General features: G+C 68.2%; 13 protein-coding genes and 1 pseudogene. 11 read left to right on the top strand and 3 right to left on the bottom strand.

Annotation, left to right across the window (positions count from 1 at the left end; genetic code table 11):
* Nucleotides 1-53 precede the first annotated feature (53 nt).
* Nucleotides 54-2,543: a DNA gyrase/topoisomerase IV subunit A gene (locus AC0VYP_RS06685; protein ID WP_285759410.1), complete on the bottom strand. Its 2,490-nt coding sequence runs from the start codon at nucleotides 2,541-2,543 to the stop codon at nucleotides 54-56.
* Nucleotides 2,544-3,063: 520 nt separating this feature from the next.
* Between AC0VYP_RS06685 and mbhE the strand changes: the two genes are divergently transcribed.
* The 7 genes from mbhE to mnhG are packed head-to-tail and all read left to right on the top strand — an operon-like array spanning nucleotide 3,064 to nucleotide 9,401.
* Nucleotides 3,064-5,526 (top strand): hydrogen gas-evolving membrane-bound hydrogenase subunit E, encoded by a 2,463-nt coding sequence (gene mbhE / locus AC0VYP_RS06690; RefSeq protein ID WP_475473044.1) that lies wholly within the window; start codon nucleotides 3,064-3,066, stop codon nucleotides 5,524-5,526.
* A 2-nt stretch (nucleotides 5,527-5,528) separates the two neighbouring features.
* Nucleotides 5,529-6,233 (top strand): MnhB domain-containing protein, encoded by a 705-nt coding sequence (locus AC0VYP_RS06695; protein ID WP_285759412.1) that lies wholly within the window; start codon nucleotides 5,529-5,531, stop codon nucleotides 6,231-6,233.
* Nucleotides 6,230-6,604: an NADH-quinone oxidoreductase subunit K gene (locus AC0VYP_RS06700; RefSeq protein WP_285759413.1), complete on the top strand. Its 375-nt coding sequence runs from the start codon at nucleotides 6,230-6,232 to the stop codon at nucleotides 6,602-6,604. The genes AC0VYP_RS06695 and AC0VYP_RS06700 overlap by 4 nt, the downstream gene beginning before the upstream one ends.
* Nucleotides 6,601-8,127 carry a Na+/H+ antiporter subunit D gene (locus AC0VYP_RS06705; protein WP_285759415.1) on the top strand — a complete coding sequence of 509 codons (1,527 nt, stop codon included), beginning with the start codon at nucleotides 6,601-6,603 and terminating at the stop codon, nucleotides 8,125-8,127. Before AC0VYP_RS06700 ends, AC0VYP_RS06705 begins: the two co-directional genes overlap by 4 nt.
* Entirely contained in the window at nucleotides 8,124-8,762 is a 639-nt protein-coding gene (locus AC0VYP_RS06710; protein WP_285759417.1) for a Na+/H+ antiporter subunit E, read from the top strand. Before AC0VYP_RS06705 ends, AC0VYP_RS06710 begins: the two co-directional genes overlap by 4 nt.
* Entirely contained in the window at nucleotides 8,759-9,037 is a 279-nt protein-coding gene (locus AC0VYP_RS06715; protein ID WP_285759418.1) for an MrpF/PhaF family protein, read from the top strand. Before AC0VYP_RS06710 ends, AC0VYP_RS06715 begins: the two co-directional genes overlap by 4 nt.
* The gene (gene mnhG / locus AC0VYP_RS06720) at nucleotides 9,024-9,401 is read left to right on the top strand and encodes a monovalent cation/H(+) antiporter subunit G (protein WP_285759420.1); all 378 of its coding nucleotides are present in this window, start codon (nucleotides 9,024-9,026) and stop codon (nucleotides 9,399-9,401) included. The genes AC0VYP_RS06715 and mnhG overlap by 14 nt, the downstream gene beginning before the upstream one ends.
* Nucleotides 9,402-9,482: 81 nt before the next feature.
* Here the strand turns inward: mnhG and AC0VYP_RS06725 are convergent, their stop codons facing one another.
* On the bottom strand, nucleotides 9,483-12,332 hold the full coding sequence (locus tag AC0VYP_RS06725; protein ID WP_285759422.1) for a glycosyl hydrolase: 2,850 nt from the start codon (nucleotides 12,330-12,332) through the stop codon (nucleotides 9,483-9,485).
* Between the two features lie 200 nt (nucleotides 12,333-12,532).
* Between AC0VYP_RS06725 and AC0VYP_RS06730 the strand changes: the two genes are divergently transcribed.
* From AC0VYP_RS06730 to AC0VYP_RS06740, 3 genes and pseudogenes are all read left to right on the top strand, one after another.
* Nucleotides 12,533-12,877 carry a hypothetical protein gene (locus AC0VYP_RS06730; RefSeq protein WP_475473048.1) on the top strand — a complete coding sequence of 115 codons (345 nt, stop codon included), beginning with the start codon at nucleotides 12,533-12,535 and terminating at the stop codon, nucleotides 12,875-12,877.
* Between the two features lie 368 nt (nucleotides 12,878-13,245).
* Nucleotides 13,246-13,437: pseudogene (locus AC0VYP_RS06735) on the top strand (helix-turn-helix domain-containing protein); the annotation flags it as partial.
* Between the two features lie 64 nt (nucleotides 13,438-13,501).
* Nucleotides 13,502-15,637, top strand: coding sequence for a RecQ family ATP-dependent DNA helicase (locus AC0VYP_RS06740; RefSeq protein WP_475473050.1), 2,136 nt, complete (start codon nucleotides 13,502-13,504; stop codon nucleotides 15,635-15,637).
* Nucleotides 15,638-15,736: 99 nt separating this feature from the next.
* Here the strand turns inward: AC0VYP_RS06740 and AC0VYP_RS06745 are convergent, their stop codons facing one another.
* Nucleotides 15,737-16,624 carry a carbohydrate kinase family protein gene (locus AC0VYP_RS06745; protein WP_285759567.1) on the bottom strand — a complete coding sequence of 296 codons (888 nt, stop codon included), beginning with the start codon at nucleotides 16,622-16,624 and terminating at the stop codon, nucleotides 15,737-15,739.
* A gap of 228 nt (nucleotides 16,625-16,852) precedes the next feature.
* Here AC0VYP_RS06745 and AC0VYP_RS06750 point away from each other — a divergent pair, with 228 nt between their 5' ends.
* Complete coding sequence (locus AC0VYP_RS06750) at nucleotides 16,853-19,573, top strand: bifunctional acetate--CoA ligase family protein/GNAT family N-acetyltransferase (protein WP_475473051.1); 2,721 nt, start codon at nucleotides 16,853-16,855, stop codon at nucleotides 19,571-19,573.
* Nucleotides 19,574-19,606 lie beyond the last annotated feature (33 nt).

A 19,606-nucleotide genomic window follows, 5' to 3' on the forward strand; every position in this document is an offset into this window, starting at 1 on the left:
AAAGCCGTGCCGACCGATGTGGGTCAACACGGCTTTTCGCCGGATGCCGGGCGTCAGCTCGTCGAGAGCGCCGCCGCGACCTCACCAGTATCGGACCGTCCCGTTCCGACCACGGCGATGGGGCGGGGCAACGCCTCGCCGGAGCCGTCGCGGCGGGGGTCGGCGTCGGGCAGACGGACGGGGCCGCCATCGGCACGGAAGGCGCGTGCGGGTGCGCGGCCGATCCAGGCGAACAGCAGTACGTCCTCGCCCTTGAGGAAGCGTTGGCAGCGCACGCCGCCGGTGGCCCGTCCCTTGACCGGGTAGGCCGCCAGCGGGGTGGTCTTTCCGCTGCCGGCCTGGGTCCCGGCAAGGGCCTGGCTGCTGCCGGCGATCGTCACCACCACGCAGTCGTCGGGGTGGGTGGGCGCGCCGAACCACAGCGCATGGGCGTCCTCGGACAGCTTCACCCCGGCCACGCCGCCGGCAGGCCGGCCCTGGGTACGTACCGACGAGGCGGGGAAGCGCAGCAGCTGCCCCTCGGAGGTGATGAAGACGAGGTCCTCGTCCCCGGTGACGAGCTGGGTCGCGCCGACCAGCCGGTCGCCTTCCCTGAGGTTGATGACCTCGAAATCGTCCTTGTTCTGCGGGAAGTCGCCGCCGACCCGCTTCACGATTCCCTGGCGGGTGCCCAGGACGAGACCCGGACCGTCGGCGGCCAGCGAGGCGAGCGCGATCACCTGCTCGTCGCCGTCCAGTTCGACGAACTCGGTGACCGGTGAGCCGGCGGCCAGCGCGGGGGAGTCTCCCGCCTGGGTCGGCAGCTCGGGGAGCTCGAGTACCGGGACCTTGATCAGTCGGCCCAGGTCGGTGACCAGAGCGAACTCGCCGCGCACGGTGGTGCGCAGGTTGGCGGCCAGGGCGTCGTGCTTGGCGCGCGGCCCCTCGAACATCGGGGGCAGGGCGGCCCCGGCGCTACGGCCGAGCATCCCGCTGCTGCTGAGCAGTACGTGACAGGGATCGTCGCCGACCTCCAGCGGGACAGCGGAGCTTCGGGTGGCGCCGTTGCTCTCCTTGAGAACCGTGCGGCGCGGGGTGGCGAACTCCTTGGCGACCTCGGCCATCTCCTTGGAGACGACCTTGCGCAGCAAGGTGTCGGACTCCAGGATCGCGGTCAGTTCGGCGATCTCCCGGTTGAGCTGGTCGCGTTCGGTCTCCAGTTCGAGCTTGTCGTACTTGGTCAGGCGCCGCAGCGGCGTGTCCAGGATGTAGCGGGCCTGGGTGTCGGACAGCTCGAACGTCGTCATCAGGCGCTGGCGCGCCTGGCCGGAGTCCTCGGAGTCGCGGATGAGCGCGATGACCTCGTCGATGTTGATCAACGCGATCAACAGACCGGCGACCAGGTGCAGTCGTTCCTGGCGTTTGCCCCGACGGTGTTCGCACCGCCGGCGTACTACGTCGAGGCGGTGCTGCACGTAGACCGACAGCAGTTGGCGCAACCCCAGGGTCTGGGGCTGGCCGTCCACCAGCGCCACGTTGTTGATGCCGAAGGACTCCTCCATCGGCGTCAACCGGTACAGCTCCTCAAGGACGGCTTCGGGATTGAAGCCGTTCTTGAGCTCGATGACCAACCGCAGCCCCTGGTTACGGTCGGTGAGGTCCTTGAGGTCGGAGACGCCCTGCAGTTTCTTGGCCTGGACCAGGTCCTTGATCCGGCTGACGACCTTCTCCGGGCCGACGTTGTAGGGCAGTTCGGTCACGACCAGGCCGGTGCGGCGCGGGGTGATCTTCTCGACGGCCACGGTGGCGCGGGTGCGAAACACCCCGCGACCCTTGGTGTAGGCGTCGCGGATGCCGTCGAGTCCGTTGATGGTTCCGCCGGTGGGCAGGTCGGGCCCCGGAACGAACTCCATCAGGTCTTCGAGAGTGGCCTCGGGGTTGGCGATGAGGTGCCGCGCCGCGGCGACGACCTCCCCCAGGTTGTGCGGGGCCATGTTGGTGGCCATGCCCACCGCGATCCCGGACGCGCCGTTGACCAGGAGGTTGGGGAACGCCGCCGGCAGGACCTCCGGTTCGTTCTCCTGGCCGTCGTAGTTGGGCCGGAAGTCCACGACGTCCTCGTCGATGGACGCCACCATCATCCTGGCGGCCGGATTGAGCCGGGCTTCGGTGTAGCGCATGGCCGCGGGAGCGTCGTCGCCGCCCAGCGAACCGAAGTTTCCGTGCCCGTCCACCAGGGGGACCCGCATGGCGAAGGACTGGCTCAACCGCACGAGCGCGTCGTAGATCGAGCCGTCACCGTGCGGGTGCAGCTTGCCCATGACCTCGCCCACCACGCGGGCGCACTTGACGTGCGCGCGCTCGGGCCGCAGTCCCATCTCGTTCATCTGGTAGAGGATGCGCCGCTGGACGGGCTTCATCCCGTCCCGGGCGTCTGGGAGCGCACGCTGGTAGATGACCGAGTACGCGTACTCCAGGAAACTGCCACGCATTTCCTCGGAGACGTCGATATCGATGATCTTCTCGGCGAGTTCCTCTGGGGGCGGGGACGTAGTACGGGCCATGCCCGTCATTGTGGCCTGAGCCAGGGACACGCGCGAACCGGGAAGCACCCGGCGGAGTCGGCGTGTCGGACCGTGGCGAGCGCCGCAACGGTGCGGAGTGAGGCGTTTCATGCGCGCCCAGGGAGGAAAAGTCTTGGGGATGGCCCTGGGCTGTCAACGCTGTGTGACCGCCCTCCGGGAGAACAAGGTGTGGACGCCGGCCCCCATAAGTGGGACGCTGAGTTTCAGCTAACGCATTCGGTGAGATCAAACACCTTGATTTCTGGAATGGGCTGCGTGTCGAGAACGCCCTTCCGGTCACATTCTCTCCCTTACCAGTGAAAACACGGAGAGTAATCATGGCTGGGGGGGGAACGTGGGGCAGCGAATGGTACACCTGCTTTCCCCTACGTCAAGGTAGATGTTTGTAGTGCCGGTAACCTTTGCGTGTCCCATTCGTCCACTCATGCTTCACCCCGCCCCGTACGCCGCCCGGTGGTGAGAAAGGTTGCGCCCCCGGTCCCAACCGCCCTAGACACTCATGCTGCTGCCCTTTATTTTTGCGCTCCATGCCATCGTGGCCGTGGTCGTACCGTCGCTCGTACGCGTCATGGGCTCTCGTGCGTTCCTCGTGGCGAGTGTCCCTCTGGCCTTCTCGGCGATCTGGGTGCTCACCCAGGCGCCCGGGATCGTCGGCGGTCGCCCCGTGGTCGCCTCCGTGCCCTGGGTACCGGCTCTCGGCATCACCTTCGACTTCCGGATCGACGCGCTCTCGCTTGCGATGGTGCTGCTCGTCTCCGGTGTCGGCGCTGTCATCTTCTGTTACAGCGCCGCCTACTTCCATGCCGGAGAGCGTGCACTGGCCCGGCTGGCCGGCATCCTCGTGCTGTTCGCCGGAGCAATGCTCGGTGTGGTCACCACCGACAACCTCTTCGCGCTGTACGTCTTCTGGGAGCTCACGTCGGTCTCCTCCTTCCTGCTGGTCGCACACTCCGACCACAAGGAGAACGCCCGCCGCGCCGCCACCCAGGCGCTGGTCACCACGGCCGGCTTCGGTCTGCTCATGCTGATCGGGTTCATCCTGCTCGGCCAGATCGGCGGCACCTACCGCATTTCCGAACTGGTCGCCAACCCCCCGGTCAACAGTCCGTGGCTGCCGCTCGCGCTGATCCTGATCCTGGGCGGCGCGTTCGCCAAGTCCGCGCAGGCGCCGCTGCACTACTGGCTTCCGGGTGCGATGGTCGCGCCCACCCCGGTCAGCGGATACCTGCACGCTGCGGCGATGGTCAAGGGCGGCGTCTACCTCATCGCCCGCCTCGCCCCGGGCTTCGCCGACGTCAACCCCTGGCGGGCCATGGTGCTCGCCTTCGGGCTCGCCACCATGATCATCGGTGCCTGGCGGGCGCTGCGCCAGGACGACCTGAAGCTGCTGTTGGCCTACGGAACCGTCAGCCAACTGGGGTTTCTCACCCTGCTCGCCGGGGTGGGCACCCACACGGCCGCCGTGGCGGCGATCGCCATGCTGTTGGCCCACGGTTTCTTCAAGTTGACGCTGTTCCTCACGGTCGGGGTCGTTGACCACCAGGCAGGGACCAGAAGTATCAGCCGTCTCACCGGACTGGGCCGGCGCATGCCGGTGCTGGCCGTGGCCGCGGGGCTGGCGGCCGCATCGATGGCCGGGTTGCCCCCTCTGCTGGGGTTCGTCGGAAAGGAGGCAGCGCTCGAAGCGTTCGTGCCAGGGCATGAGGCCGCCCTGTCCACGCCGGTCGCCGTTGTCATGCTCACCGGGATCGTGCTCGCCTCGGTGCTCACCTTCGCCTACAGCGCCCGGTTCGTCTGGGGGGCTTTCGCGGACAAGCAGACCGTCTCGGGATTCCCCTTCCCCAAGCCGAGCCGTCCTTTCATCGCGGCTCCGGTGCTGTTGTCGGCCACCGGACTGCTCCTGGGCGTCCTGCCCTTCGCGGTTGACCCCATCGCCCAGTCCTATGCCTCGCCCTACAGCGGATCCGGCTACGACTACCACCTCGAACTGTGGCACGGGTTCACTCCGGCGCTGGGCCTGTCGGTGCTGCTGACCGCGGCCGGCGTGGCGCTGTTCTGGCAGCGCAGAACGGTGACCAAGGTCCAGAACTCGATGCCGAGCTGGCCCGAGGCCGAGGTCGGATACCACCTGTTCATCCACGGCATCTACTCCACGGCCCTCCAGGTCACCCGTCGGACCCAGAGCGGTTCCCTGCCGGTCTACCTCGGCATCATCTTGGCCACCATGCTCGCGCTGCCCGGCGTGCGATTGCTCTCCGCGCTGGTCAGCGGGGACGTCGCCCTGCCGGACAACGACACAGGGCTGCGACTGTGGGACAACCCGCTGGAGATCGTGGTCGCGCTCGTCATCCTGGTCACCGCGGTGGCCACGGTGCGCGAGCACCGACGGTTCCCCGCGCTGATCATCATCAGCGCCCTCGGCTTCGGAATCGCCGGCCTGTTCGTTCTGCACGGCGCACCCGACCTGGCCCTCACCCTGGTCCTGGTCGAGACACTGACCACGATCATCCTGGTGTTCGTGCTGCGAAGGCTGCCGGCGAACTTCGGCACCCGGCCCAACGGCTGGGCCAAGCGGCTCACCGTGCTGCTGTGTGCTGCGGCCGGAAGCTTCATCGCGGTCTCGCTGTGGGTGATGTCCGCTGCCCGCACCAGCGCACCCATCTCGGAAGAGTTCGCTCTCTACGCGGACGAGGCCGGCGGGCACAACCTGGTCAACATCATCCTCGCCGACTTCCGTGCACTGGACACCTTCGGCGAGACCATCGTCCTGGCCACCGCCGCGGTGGCGGTCGCCTCACTGGTGCTGCTCAACCGGCGCGACCGGGTGGTCAACGAGACCGACGACAACGACGACATCGCGGTCAACGAGACCGAGGCCGACGCAGCGGTCCTGGACGGGGCGGCCCCGAACAGTGTCGCTTTCGCGGACAGCCCCGCCGACCACCCCCGTAAGGAGGGCTGACCATGCCGACGGAGTCCTTCGAGACCGGTCGCCCGTTCATAGCGGGCCCCGGTGTACCCGACGAATCGGGGGGGTTGCCCGAGGGCTGGGAGGCACCGAGGGAACGCTGGCTCAGTACCGTGGTCCGCCCCGCCTTCGGCCCCCGCTCGGTACTGCTCGAGGTCGTGGCCCGGCTGCTGATCCCGGCGATCCTCGTGCTGTCGGTGTTCCTGCTGGTCTCCGGACACGATCGGCCGGGCGGGGGATTCGCGGGCGGTCTCGTGGCCAGCATGGCCTACGTGCTGCGCTACATCGCCGGCGGACGCCAGGAACTCATCGCCGGGCTTCCACTACGTCCCAACGCCCTGCTGTCGCTGGGCATGTTGATCGGTTGTACTGCGGCCGGGCTGCCACTGCTGTTCGGCAGCCCCGTCCTCGACACCGCCAAATGGGAGCTGGTCCTCCCGGTCTTCGGCGACGTCAAGGTTCTCAGCGCGCTCTTCTTCGAGGTCGGTGTCTACCTGATCGTCGTGGGTCTGGTGCTGTCGGTGGTCGCCGCACTCGGTGCGCGGATGGAGGCCGAGGAAGAGGAGGCCCGTACCGAGCAGGAGCAGCGCATCGCCAGGCAGGCCCGACGTACCGCGCAACGGTCGGACGCCGTGCGCGCGGCCGAATCCCAGGACACCCCACAACCGCCCCCCATGAACCCAGGAGGCGAGACGCGATGACCACTCCCAGCCTCTTGCTCATCATCACGGTGGCCGTGCTCTACTCCAGCGGCTTCTACCTGCTGTTGCAGCGCTCTCTTATGCGCGTGGTCTTCGGCATCCTGGTGCTGGGCCACGCCGCGAACCTGTCGTTGCTGCTCACCGACGTCGCAATCACGCTTCCGCCGCTGTTGGGCGGACCCGAGGGCGAGCTGTCGGACCCGCTTCCGCACGCCATGGCGCTGACCGCCATCGTCATCACCTTCGGTGTGACGACCTTCCTCCTGGCCCTGGCCTACCGGGTCTGGCTGGGAGACGAGAACGACGAAGTACCCGACGACCTCGAGGACCGACGCATCAGCAGCCTGACCGAGCCGGAGGACTCCTCGTGAACGTCCTCTTGGCCATCCCTCTCATCGTTCCTCTGCTCGGTGCGGCGGTGACGCTGCTGCTGCGCCGAACGCCCCGTTCCCAGCAGATCGCCAGCGTGCTGACGCTGAGCGTCGTCGTGGTCAACGCCGCGGTCCTGCTGTGGCAGACCCGCGACGGCGCCATCATGGTCAGCCAGGCCGGAAACTGGCCGGCGCCGCTGGGCATCACACTGGTGGCCGACCCGATGGCCGCGCTGCTGGTGCTGACGTCCTCGGTGGTCCTGCTGGTCGTGCTCCTGTACGCCATCGGACAGGACATCGGCGGTCTCAGCCGGGCCACCCCGCAGATCTTCCATCCGATCTATCTGGTGTTGACCGCCGGGGTCTGCCTCAGCTTCATCGCCGGGGACCTGTTCAACCTGTTCGTCGGCTTCGAGATCATGCTGACCGCCAGCTATGCGCTCATCACCCAGGCCCCCACCCGGGCCAGGGTCCGAGCCAGCATGATCTACACGGTCGTCAGCCTGACCTCCTCGATCCTGTTCCTGACCGGGATCGCGCTGGTCTACGCCCTGACCGGCACCGTGAACATGGCCGACATCTCCGAGAAGCTGGGGACCGCGCCACCCGAACTGCGCATGGTGCTCGCGCTCCTCTTCTTCGTGTTCTTCGGGATCAAGGCAGCCATCGTGCCCATGCACTTCTGGTTGCCCGACAGTTACCCGGTGGCACTCACCAGGATCTCGGCGATCTTCGCGGCCCTGCTCACCAAGGTCGCGGTCTACGCCATCATCCGCACCCAGACCCTGCTGTTCCTGCGCGACGACATCTCCACGGTCATCATGGTGGTGGCGATCGCGACCATGATCGTGGGAATTCTCGGTGCGCTGGTCCAGGACGACATCAACCGAGTGATGTCCTTCGCGCTGGTCAGCCATATCGGCTTCATGATCTTCGGGTTGGCCCTGGGGACCGCTGCTGCTCTGGCCGGTGTCGTCTTCTACCTGGTGCACCATATCGTCGTGCAGGCCACACTCTTCATGGTCAACGGCCTCATCAGGCAATACGTCGGCCATACCTCGCTGCGGGCGATCCGTGGCCTCACGACCGTCTCCCCGGTACTGGCGCTGTTCTTCTTCCTGCCGGCACTGAGCCTCGCCGGACTGCCGCCGATGTCGGGCTTCATCGCCAAGGTCGCGTTGTTCGAGGCCGGTGTGGCGAGTGGCGGAACGCTGGCCTGGACCGGTGTCGCGGCAGGGGTGCTCACCAGCCTGCTCACCCTGATTGCAATCTTCAGGATCTGGACCAGGGCGTTCTGGGGGACTCCGCGCCCGGACATGGTCGAGGCCAAGAAACAGTTGCGCTCCGGTTCCAACCTGGGCGGGCTGCACGTCATGACGGCGATGACCGGGGTGATGGTGGGAGTCGGACTGCTGGTTGCGGTGGCCGCGGGCCCGCTGATCGACGTCAGCATGACCGCGGCCGAAGACCTGGTGGACGGCCGCGCCTACATCACCGCGGTGCTCGGCGAGGAGGGGCGATGACAGAAGGCGTGATCCCCACAACCTATGAGCAGAGCGAAAGCACCAGCGCGATCGACGGCAACCGCCCTTGGTACCGCAGGCTCGTCGCACGGGTACCCACGGTGCTGCTCCTGGCCGCCATGTGGGTCACCCTGTGGGGTGACCCGAGCCCGGGCACCATCCTGGCCGGCATCATGGTGGGCACGCTGTGCTACTCCGTGGCCAAACTGCCGCACTTCCCGGTGCGGCTCGGCTTCAGTCCGTTCTACGCGACGAAACTGGCCGGAAAGATCGGCCTGGACCTGTTGTTGTCCAGCACGCGGGTGGCCTTCCACGTCCTGTGGCGTCCTGCCAGGGTGCGCGGCGCGATCGTGGCGGTGCCCATGCGCACCAACTCCGATTTCCTGCTGGCCATGGTCAGCGGTTCGATGTCGCTCATCACCGGAAGCCTCGTCATCGAGCTGAACCGGGAACAGGGCGTCATCTACGTGCACGGCTTTCCGGCCGCCTCCGAGGCCGAGGCGGACCGGTTGCGCAACCAGATCGCCCACACCGAGGAGCTGTTGGTCCGTGCCTTCGGGACCCGCAGCGACATCGCCGAGCTGGAGGCCCGCACCCCGGCTGCGGCCGAACGGACCGAGGAGGGGACCGCATGAGCCTGATGTACTACGTCTACGTCGCGACCTTCACCATGCTGGGTCTCGGCGTGCTGTTCACGCTGTACCGGTTGGTGCGCGGCCCGTCCGTGCTGGACCGGGTCGTGTGCCTCAATACGCTCTCGGTGCTCCTGGTCAGCGCCATCGCGGTTGAGGCGTCGGTACGCGGCGACACCGCCTATTTCGGGTTGATGGTGACAATCGCACTCCTGGGTTTCGTCGGCACGATCACGGCGGCCCGGTTCGCGGAAAGGCGGGCCCATGACCGCGGCTGACTGGACCACCGCGGTGCTGCTGCCGCTGGGGGCGTTGTTCGCGCTGATCGGAACGATCGGCCTGGTGCGCTTCCCGACCCTGCTGGGTCGCATGCACGCCGCCACCAAACCCGACACCGTCGGCCTGGTGCTGCTTCTCCTGGGTGCGGCATTCCAACTGCCCGGTGTCGGCGCAGCCGCACCATTGGTACTCGTCGTGCTGTTCCAGTTCGTGACCGTCCCGGTCCTGGCCCAGACCTTGGGGAGGGTGGCCTACAGCAGGGGCGAGACCAGCAACGACCACCTTGTCCTGGACGAGTTGAACGAGGCCATCGAGTTGGCGAAGAAGGATGCGGGCAACTCCGGCGGAGAACAGGACCGGTGATCGGCGCACACGGCGCCGATCACCGGCCGGGCCGACCGGACCGGGAGCGGTCCCGGTCCGGCGGCGCTGGTCGTGCGGGCGTCAGTCGCGGAACGGGATCCGCAGAGTCGCCTGAGCACCGTCGGGAGCATTGATCCGAACCTCGGAGGAATGGGCGCCCAGCGCGCTCCACAGTTCGAGCCGGACGGTTCCGCCATTCAGGTCGCCCAGCGTCCCGGTGCTGGACGCGATTCCCTGCGACTGGGCGTAGGTCTCCCAGCCGGGCAGATCGTTGGTCGCGAAATAACGGTAGGTCTCGACCCTGTCGAAGGTCCCGTCCCCGGTCAGGTCGTAGGAGACGCGGGCTTGGACGGCATTGCCGACCGAAGCGCCCGAGTCCACCGGTAGGGAGAACTGGGTCGTGCCTGAGGCACGGGTTCCGGTAAGGTCCTCGATTTCGAACACCACCGGGTTGGCCGGGGCGCCGTCGTGGTTGGCCCCGCCGGCCGACGGGATGGTCAGACCGGCTGCCGCCGAACCCGGGGTGGTCGAGAGTTTTCCCTCGCCGAGGTGAAGGGTTCCGTCCCCCACGTTTCCGGGGTCACCGGGGTCACCGGGGTCCGGAGACGGTTCGGGGGAGGGCTCGGGATCGGGGCCGGGGCCACTGCTGCCCTCGCCGGTGGCAAGGTGCCCCGGCTGCACGGTGAGCGTCTGACCGTCGGAGAAGGCGACGGTGATCGGCTCGGTTCCGGCGTTGAAGGCCGCGTGGGTCCGGGTGCCGTCCTTGCTGAAGACCGCGTAGTGCGGGGTGTCGGCCGTGACTGAGGTGTCCACGGTTCCCACGTCCGCCAGAGTGGATACCCACTGGTAGGTGTGGGCCTTGGACGACCCGGATTCGGGCTCGTAGCTCTGCCACTGTGCCTCGAACTTGCTCAGTGCCGCCTCGGGGTCCGACATTGCGAGTTGGGCCCAGTGGATCTCGCGCCAAACCTCGGGGTCGCGGCCGAGTTTGGCCACCAGCGAGTCGTACATGGCGCCGGCGTGCTCGGTGTCGTATCCCAGGTAGAGCGATCCTGCGGTGATGGGCAGGTAGTTGATCCCGTAGTGCTCCTCGTCCTGGCCGTCCCACCAGATTCGGTAGTCGCCGCCGTCGCCCCAGACCATGCCGACCACGTCGTGGTCGAAGTCGGCGGGGAAGGAGTCGCCGTCGGAGTCCTGCCAGTACCGGCTCATCGCCGACGCCTGGGTGGTGTGCATGTAGACGCCGAGGTCGCGCAGTTCGTCGTCGCCGGTCAGCGATCCCAGGAGAGCGGTACTCGCCGCGAAGTGCATGGCCTCGGAAGAGGATTCCTGGTTGTTGCCGGCTGCGAAGCCGGCGTGACCGGAGGCCCAGCCGTGCCCGGCGTAGGGGGAGAAGGCGCGCATCCAGGGGAAGCGCTCGTCGTCGCGGTCGGGGTTGTTCGCATCCTTGAGGATGGTCTTGACCATCGATCCCCACTGGTCGTCGGAGATCCAGGCACGGTCATAGCGGGCGATCGTGGCTGCGGCGGTGACGAAGTAGCCGTAGTGGAAGTCGTGGTCGTTGAGCTCCCTGTCCGCACCGAAGCTGGACGGGTAACCGATCAGGGTGCTCCACTCGGAGCTGTAGTAGAACTGGGCGTTGTCGCCGTTGCCGTCGGCGGTCAGCCAGTCCTCCATCTTGTTCTCCAGCAGGTCCAGCAGGCCGTCGCGGCCGGCGGAGTAGCCGATGGAGTCGGCGATCGGGACGAGTTGGGCCAGTCGGCCGAGGGCCTTGCCGGTCCAGTAGGTGTCGGTCGCCTCCTTCCAGGGGTCGTCGGCGTTCAACTCCTCGTCGATCAGCGTGCGCAGTCGCTGGTGGTCGGCGGAGTCAACTGTGGGCAGGCTGGGCAGGATGCCCTGGGTCGGCAGTTCGGTGGTGAAGTGGTCGCCCGCCACGACGCGCATCGTGCCGCGGGGGGAGGCGTACTCCAGGTCGAGCAGGGAGTCGGAGGTCTCCTTCCACTGGTGCGGGTAGAGGGCGATCAGGGTGCCCTCGGTGGAACCCTCGCGCGCTTCGGTCGTGACTTCGTAGCGGCTGGTGAGGCTGGCGGCCTCGGGGTCGTAGTCGTAGCTGAGCGTGCTGCCGGTGACGAACGAGTACGCGTACTCGGCGTAGTCGTCGAGGTCGGTGGTCTCGGGCAGGGCGGCGACGGAGACGTACCCCTGCTGGCCCAGGTCCGCGGTGAACACCGATCCCGAGCCGGACCAGGTCACGCCCGAGGGGGCGAACAGTGCGTAGTGCTTGCCGTTGACGGTTGCGCCGATGGTGGAGCCGCTCTCGTGCCACACGGTGGGCGCGGCGGAGAATTCCACTCTGGCGGGGCCGCCGGTGATGTCGGCGTAGGTGAAGGGCAGTCCCTGGCCGATGGTCGCGCGCAGGCTCCGGGAGGCGTCGGAGAGGTCGGCGGTCACGGTCCAGTCGCTGTAGTCGGCGACCTTCGCGCTGGGGGCGTTGAGGCCGCTGATCCCGAGGGTGAGGTCGGGGGAGTGCGAGTACTCGTACTTGAGCCCGTTGCCGACCAGTTGGTGATTGGGGGTGTAGCCGATTTCCAGACCGTCGGATCCGGCCTTGAAGGACAGCGGGTGGGCGTAGAGGTTCTCGCCGTAGGGGTTGTCGGGATAGCGCTGGAAGATCAGGGAGGACCACCAGTCGTTGGTGGCGGCCGGCTTGTCGAAGTCCTCGGTGACCTTGGGTGAGACCGGTTGGTCGTTGAGGTTGCTGGGACCGAGTGTGCCGGCGGGCTGTGTGGTCGTATAGCTGCCTGCACCGACCTGTACCTGGTCTGCGGAGGCGGGAAGGGCCTGGGACACGAGCAGGGTCCCGGCCAGGAGGGTGACCGCTGCGGCCGGAGCCGCTACGCGTCGTAGTCGGCGACGGGGAGGATGGGACATGGGCAGCCTTCTTCACGGAGATAGCGGGGAGCTGCAGGTAAGCCCGGGGTAAAACTGGGAGCGCTCCCAGTCATGAGACCCGCATCACAGCGTTGCCGTCAATACGAAGAAATGCCGCTGTTACCCAGGTGTTACTTACTTGAGGGGGGAATGTCATATCAAAGTCGATTTATGGCTTTTGTTCGAGGGAGTCTCTCGCCGTGTCCGACAAGAACCGACCGCTTCCCCCAACGGTGGCCGACCGCCTGGAGCATCCACCCTCGGTAGAGCTGCTCCTCGACGCCGATCATCACGATCCGCCGCAACGGGGAGAGAACGCCGAAGAGAATGACAAACGCGACCTCGACCGGTCCACCGGGGTGGAACCCGGCGAAGTGAACCGTTCCGGAAGCCAGACCGATCGACACCCAGGCGGCCACGAACACCACCGCGACGCCGACCCCGGACCCTGGGCCGCGCAGCGCACCACGGTCAACGGGAAGGCCGGTAGAGGCGAACAGGGCACGCCCCTCGTAGAAGCGCAGCACAGCAGCAGGGGGATGTAGGGGAGCAGGTTCTGCACGATCTGGATCAGGAAGCCCACGGCGCCTCCTGCCCAGGGGCCGGCCGTCTGCGCGACGGCTCCCGCCACGGACGACAGCGGGATGCCGATCATGATCGCCAGGTAGAACACCTGGCACAACATGACCACCAGCAGCGGATGCGTCACCCGTCGTCCTCGCGCACCCAACCGGACGAAGTCCTCAACTGAGGAAATGTTTCTCATGAGGGGAACCGTAGGAGCGGGGGCCGCCCGCAGACATCGGGCGCCGGGCACGTGCCGGTCACGACCGGGGCCGACACCGCGATGCTGGCTTCGCGGTATGACCCCATCGGGCCTCGCGAACCCGATCGGTCGCCCTCTTCCGGGGCCGCCGCGCTCTCCGACCGCGAACGCGAGGTCGCCGCCCTGGTCGGCACGGGAGCGACCAACCGGGACATCGCCAGTGGACTGTTCATCACCCAGGGAACGGTCAAGAACCACATCTCCAGCGTCCTGCGCAAGCTGGGGCTGCGCGACCGCACGCAGCTGGCCGTCTGGGTGAGCAGTCAGCGGGCGCGCTGACCCGGCCCCGGCCGGCACGCGGCAAGCACGCACGATGGTCGCGGGGGTCTGATAGCAAGGGGGCATGGCCACTCCAGCGTCCCCAGAAACCGATCTCGACATGCGCGAAGCGGCAGAGACCCACCTGCGCGCCCTGGCAGGTGAAGCCGCTCGGCTGCGCGAGGACCAGTGGCGGGCCATCCACGCCCTGGTCGCCGAGCGGCGTCGCGCCCTGGTCGTACAGCGCACCGGCTGGGGCAAGTCGGCCGTCTACTTCGTGGCCACTGCGCTGCGCCGGGCAGAGGGCGCCGGTCCCACCGTCATCATCTCTCCGCTACTGGCCCTGATGCGCAACCAGATCGCCGCAGCCGAACGCGCCGGAATCCGGGCGCGCACGATCAACAGCGCCAACATCGACGCCTGGGAGCAGACCTACGCCGACATCGCCGCAGGTGAAGTCGATGTTCTCCTGGTCAGTCCAGAACGCCTCAACAACCCCGACTTCCGCGATCGTGTCCTGCCCGAGCTCGCTGCCGGAGCCGGACTCGTCGTCATCGACGAGGCGCACTGCGTCTCCGACTGGGGCCACGACTTCCGTCCCGACTACCGGCGCATCCGCACCCTGCTCGGTGAGCTTCCCGCGGGCATTCCCGTCTTGGCCACCACTGCCACCGCCAACGAGCGGGTCACCCGCGACGTCGCCGAACAGTTGGAGACCGGGGACGGTGCCGCCACCCTCGTGCTGCGCGGCGGTCTCGACCGCGAGAGCCTCCACCTGGCCGTGGTGAACCTGCCCGACAGCACCGCACGGCTCAGCTGGCTGGCGCAGAACCTCGGCGAGTTCGAAGGTTCCGGCATCATCTACACCCTCACCGTCGCCGCTGCCACCGAGACCGCCGAGTTCCTCGCCGCACGCGGTTACGACGTCCGCTCCTACAGCGGCCAGACCGATATCGAGGACCGTCGCCGCGCCGAGGACGACCTTCTCGCGAACCGGACCAAGGCATTGGTGGCCACCAGCGCGCTGGGAATGGGCTTCGACAAGCCCGACCTCGGCTTTGTCGTGCACTTGGGCGCTCCGCAGTCGCCCATCTCCTACTACCAGCAGGTCGGGCGTGCCGGCCGAGGCGTGCACCGTGCCGAGGTCGTCCTCTTGCCCGGCCGCGAGGACCGCGAGATCTGGGCCTACTTCGCCAGCATGGCGTTTCCCCCAGAACCCACTGTGCGCCGCACCCTGGACGCCCTGGGCGCAGCGGAGGGACCGACCTCGCTGCCGAGGCTGGAGGCCCAGGTCGATCTCGGTCGCAGCCGTCTGGAACAGATGCTCAAGGTCCTCGACGTGGACGGCGCCGTGCGTCGGGTGCGCGGCGGCTGGACCGCCACCGGTCAGCCCTGGAGCTATGACGCCCAGCGCTACGCCGCAGTGACCGCCGCCCGTGAGGCCGAGCAGCGCGCCATGCTCGACTACATCGACGCACCCGGTTGCCGAATGGAATTCCTGCGCCGTCAGCTCGACGACCCCGATGCCCGGTCGTGCGGCCGGTGCGACAACTGCACCGGCCGCCGCTGGGCGGCCGACGTTGACGCCCACCAACGAGAGGCCGCCGCCGAGCATCTCAACCGTCCTGGCGTCGCGGTCCAGCCCCGCAAGCAGTGGCCCACGGGGATGACCGCGCTGGGGGTCACGGCCTCCGGCGCCATCGCTGCGTCCCGGCGCGCCGAGGAGGGGCGCTCCCTCGCCCGTCTCACCGACATCGGGTGGGGCACCGCCTTGCGCAGGCTGCTGGCCGAGGACGGCCCCGACGCCCCGGTGAGCGAAGAGGTCTTCCACGGGGTGGTGCGGGTCCTGGCCGCCTGGGGATGGGAGCATCGCCCGGTCGGAGTCGTGGCGATGCCCTCGCTGCGCCGTCCGACGATGGTCACCGATCTGGCCCGCCGCCTCTGCGAGGTCGGCCGGCTCGCTCCGGTCGGACTGATCGGCTACGCGCGGCCGACGGGGACCGGTCCACGCCGCCACAACAGTGCGCAGCGCCTTGCCTCGCTGTGGGACGCCTTCACCCTCGACGACGAGCTGCGCGCCGGTCTGGCCGGGCTGGAGGGGCCGGTGCTGCTGGTCAACGACTACACCGACACCGGGTGGACCTTGACGGTTGCCGCCGGCCTGCTGCGCGAGGCGGGAGCACCGGGTGTACTGCCCCTGACCCTCGCCAGCCGCGCCTGAGCCCCCGACAGGACACCCGCCCTGCGGGTGGGCCACGACGGACCGAACCCGTAGTGGACCCACTCGCACAGCGGGTGGAGGAAACGCGCAGGACCGAGGTCAGCCCAGATCGGGGCGCGCGCCGGGCTGGTGCAGGGCGCGCGCGGCCAGACGCTGGGCGCTGATCAGGGCGTCCTTGGGGTGCTTGCCGGAGAGCCACGGGGGAAGGAAGCCCGCGACGAAGGCGTCACCCGCACCGATCGAGCCGGGGGAGGGCTCCACCGGCTCGGCGGGAACCCTGATGGTGCCTTCACGTGCCTTGGAGGCCCACAGCGCGCCCTCGTCGCCGAGCTTGATGACGATGTTGGGGAACCAGGCGGTGAGAACCTTGGCGGCAGCGTCAGGATCATCGCGCCCGGTCAGTACCGCCGCCTGCTCCTTGTTGGCGAACAGCAGCCGCGCGCCGCTGGTCCAGTCCAGGAAGGCCTCGGCCCCGGCGCGCTCCAGGGGTGCGTGCGAGCCGCCGTCCACCGAGATGGACATGCCGTTCTCCCGGGCGAAGCGCAGCGCGACCCGTGCGGCCCGCCGCGAGCCCTCGTTGATCAGCGTGTAACCGGAGACGTGCAGGTGGCCGTCGGGACCGAACACGTCGCGCGGAAGGTCCTCGGGCTGAAGGGCGGCATTGGCGCCGGGATCGCTGAGCATCGTCCGGTCGCCACGATGCGTGATCATGACCACACATGTCCCGGTTGCGCGCTCGGGGTCCATGACCATCCGGGCGTCGATGCCGTAGCCCATGAGTTCCATCTCACGGGTGCGCCCGGCGATGTCCGCGCCGCGCCGCCCGATAAGGGCGGTCTCGGTCCCTTCCAGCGCCAGCCATGCGGCGACATTGGCGGCGGAACCGCCGCCGTACATGATCACCGAAGCGGGGGTGTCACTGCCACGGGCCAACGGATGGAAGGCCCGTGCGACGGCGTCGGTCATGAGATCACCGACTACGACCACTCGCGTCATAAGACGTCACTTCCTTGCCCGACCGCGGAGCGTGCGGGACCCTGATAACCGCACGCGCCCTGAGACGTTAACAGGTCCAGGGACCCGTGCGGGTAACGAACTGACAGATGTGGAACGCTCCGCACCACACCGGATTTGGTCCGTTCAAAGGAGGACCAACGGACGTTTCGTTGGCAACGATGCCCCACGGTCCGAGCAATCTCGTTTAGGCTCAAAACCGTGCAGTCATACCCGAAACACTGGGAAGCCGACGTCGTCCTCACCGACGGCGGTACCGCGCATCTACGGCCGATCGCCCCGGACGACGCAGATCTACTCCAGGAGTTCCACTCCAGACTGTCGCCGGAGACCATCTACTACCGGTTCTTCGCGCCCTATCCGAAGCTGTCGTCGCGTGACGTGACCCGTTTCACCACGGTGGACTACGAGGACCGCGTCGCCCTCATCGCGACGATCGGCGAGTCCATGGTTGCGGTTGTGCGTTACGACAAGGTCGGCGGCGACGAGGCCGAGGTCGCCTTCGTGGTGGAAGACGCCCACCAGGGCAGGGGCCTTGCCTCGGTGCTGCTCGAGCACATCGGCGCTGCGGCCCGCGAGCGCGGGGTCCGGCGTTTCATCGCCGACGTCCTGCCGGAGAACCGGCGCATGATCAACGTTTTCCGTGAGGCCGGCTACACCGCTCAGCAAACCTTCGACGAGGGGGTCATCCGACTCACCCTCGACCTCGAGCCCACAGACGATTCCCGCGAGGTGATGCGCGCCCGCGAGCAGCGTGCCGAGTCGCGGTCCATCGCCAGGCTGCTCTTCCCGGAGTCGGTGGCCGTCATCGGCGCCAGCCGCACCGCCCACACCATCGGCCAGACCGCACTGCGCAACCTCATCGCCGGAGACTTCCAGGGACCCGTCTTCCCGGTACACCCCGAAGCCAAGGCGGTGGCGGGGGTACGCGCCTACCCCAGCGTGCTGGACATCCCCGATCCCGTGGACCTCGCCGTTGTCGCGGTGCGCGCCGACATGGTCGCCGATGTCGTGGAGGAGTGCGCGCGCAAGGGGGTGCACGGCCTGGTCGTGGTCAGTTCGGGGTTCGGTGAGGCAGGCCCCGAGGGGCGCGGCCGCCAGGAGGCACTGGTCCTTACCGCGCGCGCGGCCGGAATGCGGGTCGTGGGCCCCAACTGCCTGGGCATCGCCAATACCGATCCGGCCGTCTCGCTCAACGCCACCCTCTCGCCCGACGTCCCACCGCGCGGCAGGATCGGTTTCTTCTCGCAGTCGGGTGCGCTGGGCCGCGCCATCCTGCAACGTGTCGCCCAGCGGGGAATGGGGCTGTCCACCTTCGTCTCCGCGGGCAACCGCGCGGACGTCTCGGGCAACGACCTCATCCAGTACTGGGAGGAGGACCCCAAGACCGAGGTGGTCCTGCAGTACCTGGAGTCCCTGGGCAACCCGCGCAAGTTCACCCGGTTGGCGCGCCGGCTGGCCCAGCACAAGCCGCTGGTCGTGGTCCGGACCGGAGGCTCCGCACGAGGCGTCCCCATGGGCCACGCCGCCGACGCCCTCACCCTGCCCGACTACGCGGTGAGCTCCCTGTTCCAACAGGCCGGACTGGTCCGGGTCAACGACATCACGCAGATGTTCGACGTCGCGCAGATTTTTGCCTACCAGCCGATGCCCAGGGGACCAAGGGTCGGCATCATCGGCAACTCCGACTCCCTGGAACTACTGGTCAAGGACGCCTGCCTACGAGCCGGCCTGCGCCCGCACGAGCCGGTCAACCTCGGCCCCAAGGCCACGGCCCAGGACTTCGCCGATGCCCTCGACACCGCACTGGCCGACGACTCCGTGCACTCGGTCGTCGTGGTCTTCATCCCGGCACTCGCCCCCATCTCCGGTGACGTCGCCGAGGTCCTGCGGGAGCGGTCCGAAACCGCAGTCAAGCCGATCCTCACCAATTACCTGGGCTACCAGGGACTGCCCGAGGAACTGCGCCAGGTCGGGCCGGACGGGGAGACACTGCGCGGTTCGGTGCCCTCCTACCCCGCACCCGAGGATGCGGTGCGCGCGCTGGAGCACGTGACCCGGCACGCCATGTGGCGTGAGCGCGACCCCGGCCGGCATCCCGAGATCGGTGGGATCGACCGGGCACAGGCGCGCGGCCTCATCAAGGCCGCACTTGGACAGGCCCAGGCAGAAGGGGTCCCCGAGCACTCGGTCTGGTTCACCAGCGAGCCGGTGCACAACGAGGAGTCGGCCGTGCCGGCCGAGACCGCGCGCCGCCTGTTGGGCTGCTACGGGATCGACGTCTGGCCCGACGTCCCGGTGGCCTCCGAGAAGGAGGCGGTGGCCGCGGCAGAGGAACTGGGGTATCCGGTCGTGGTCAAGGCCAACGCCCCGGACATGCGGCTGCGTGCCGGCGGCCGGGGGATCCGGGTCGAGCTCAACTCAGCGGACGAGGTCCGCCACGCCTACGCCACGTTGGACGAACGTCTGGGCGCCGAGGCGATGCTGGTGGTCCAGTGCATGGCGGTCCCCGGCGTTCCCACGGTCATCAGGGCGGGCGAGAACCCCTCGTTCGGCCCGGTTGTCGCCTTCGGCCTGGCCGACGTCACCGCCGAGCTCCTCGACGACCGCGCTTACCGGCTCGCCCCGCTCACCGACGCCGACGCAGCCGATCTGGTTCGAGCGGTGCGTTCCTCGCCGCTGCTCTTCGGTCTGCCCGCCGGCGCTTCCTCGCTTGCGGACCAGCCCGACGTCGAAGCGCTGGAAGAGATCCTGATCCGGGTCTCGCGGCTGGTGGACGCCGTCCCCGAGGTGGCCCACGTGGATCTCGACCCGGTCATCGTCAATTCCACCGGCGCACACGTCCTGGGGGCCCGGGTCTGGTTGCGGCAAGCCCCGGACCTGCGGCCGGACGCGGGGCCCAGACGACTACGGGTGCCCTGACAGCACAGAAACCGGGCCGGGCCCCGGTGTAGG

The organism is Nocardiopsis sp. iso_186 (assembly GCF_056173365.1).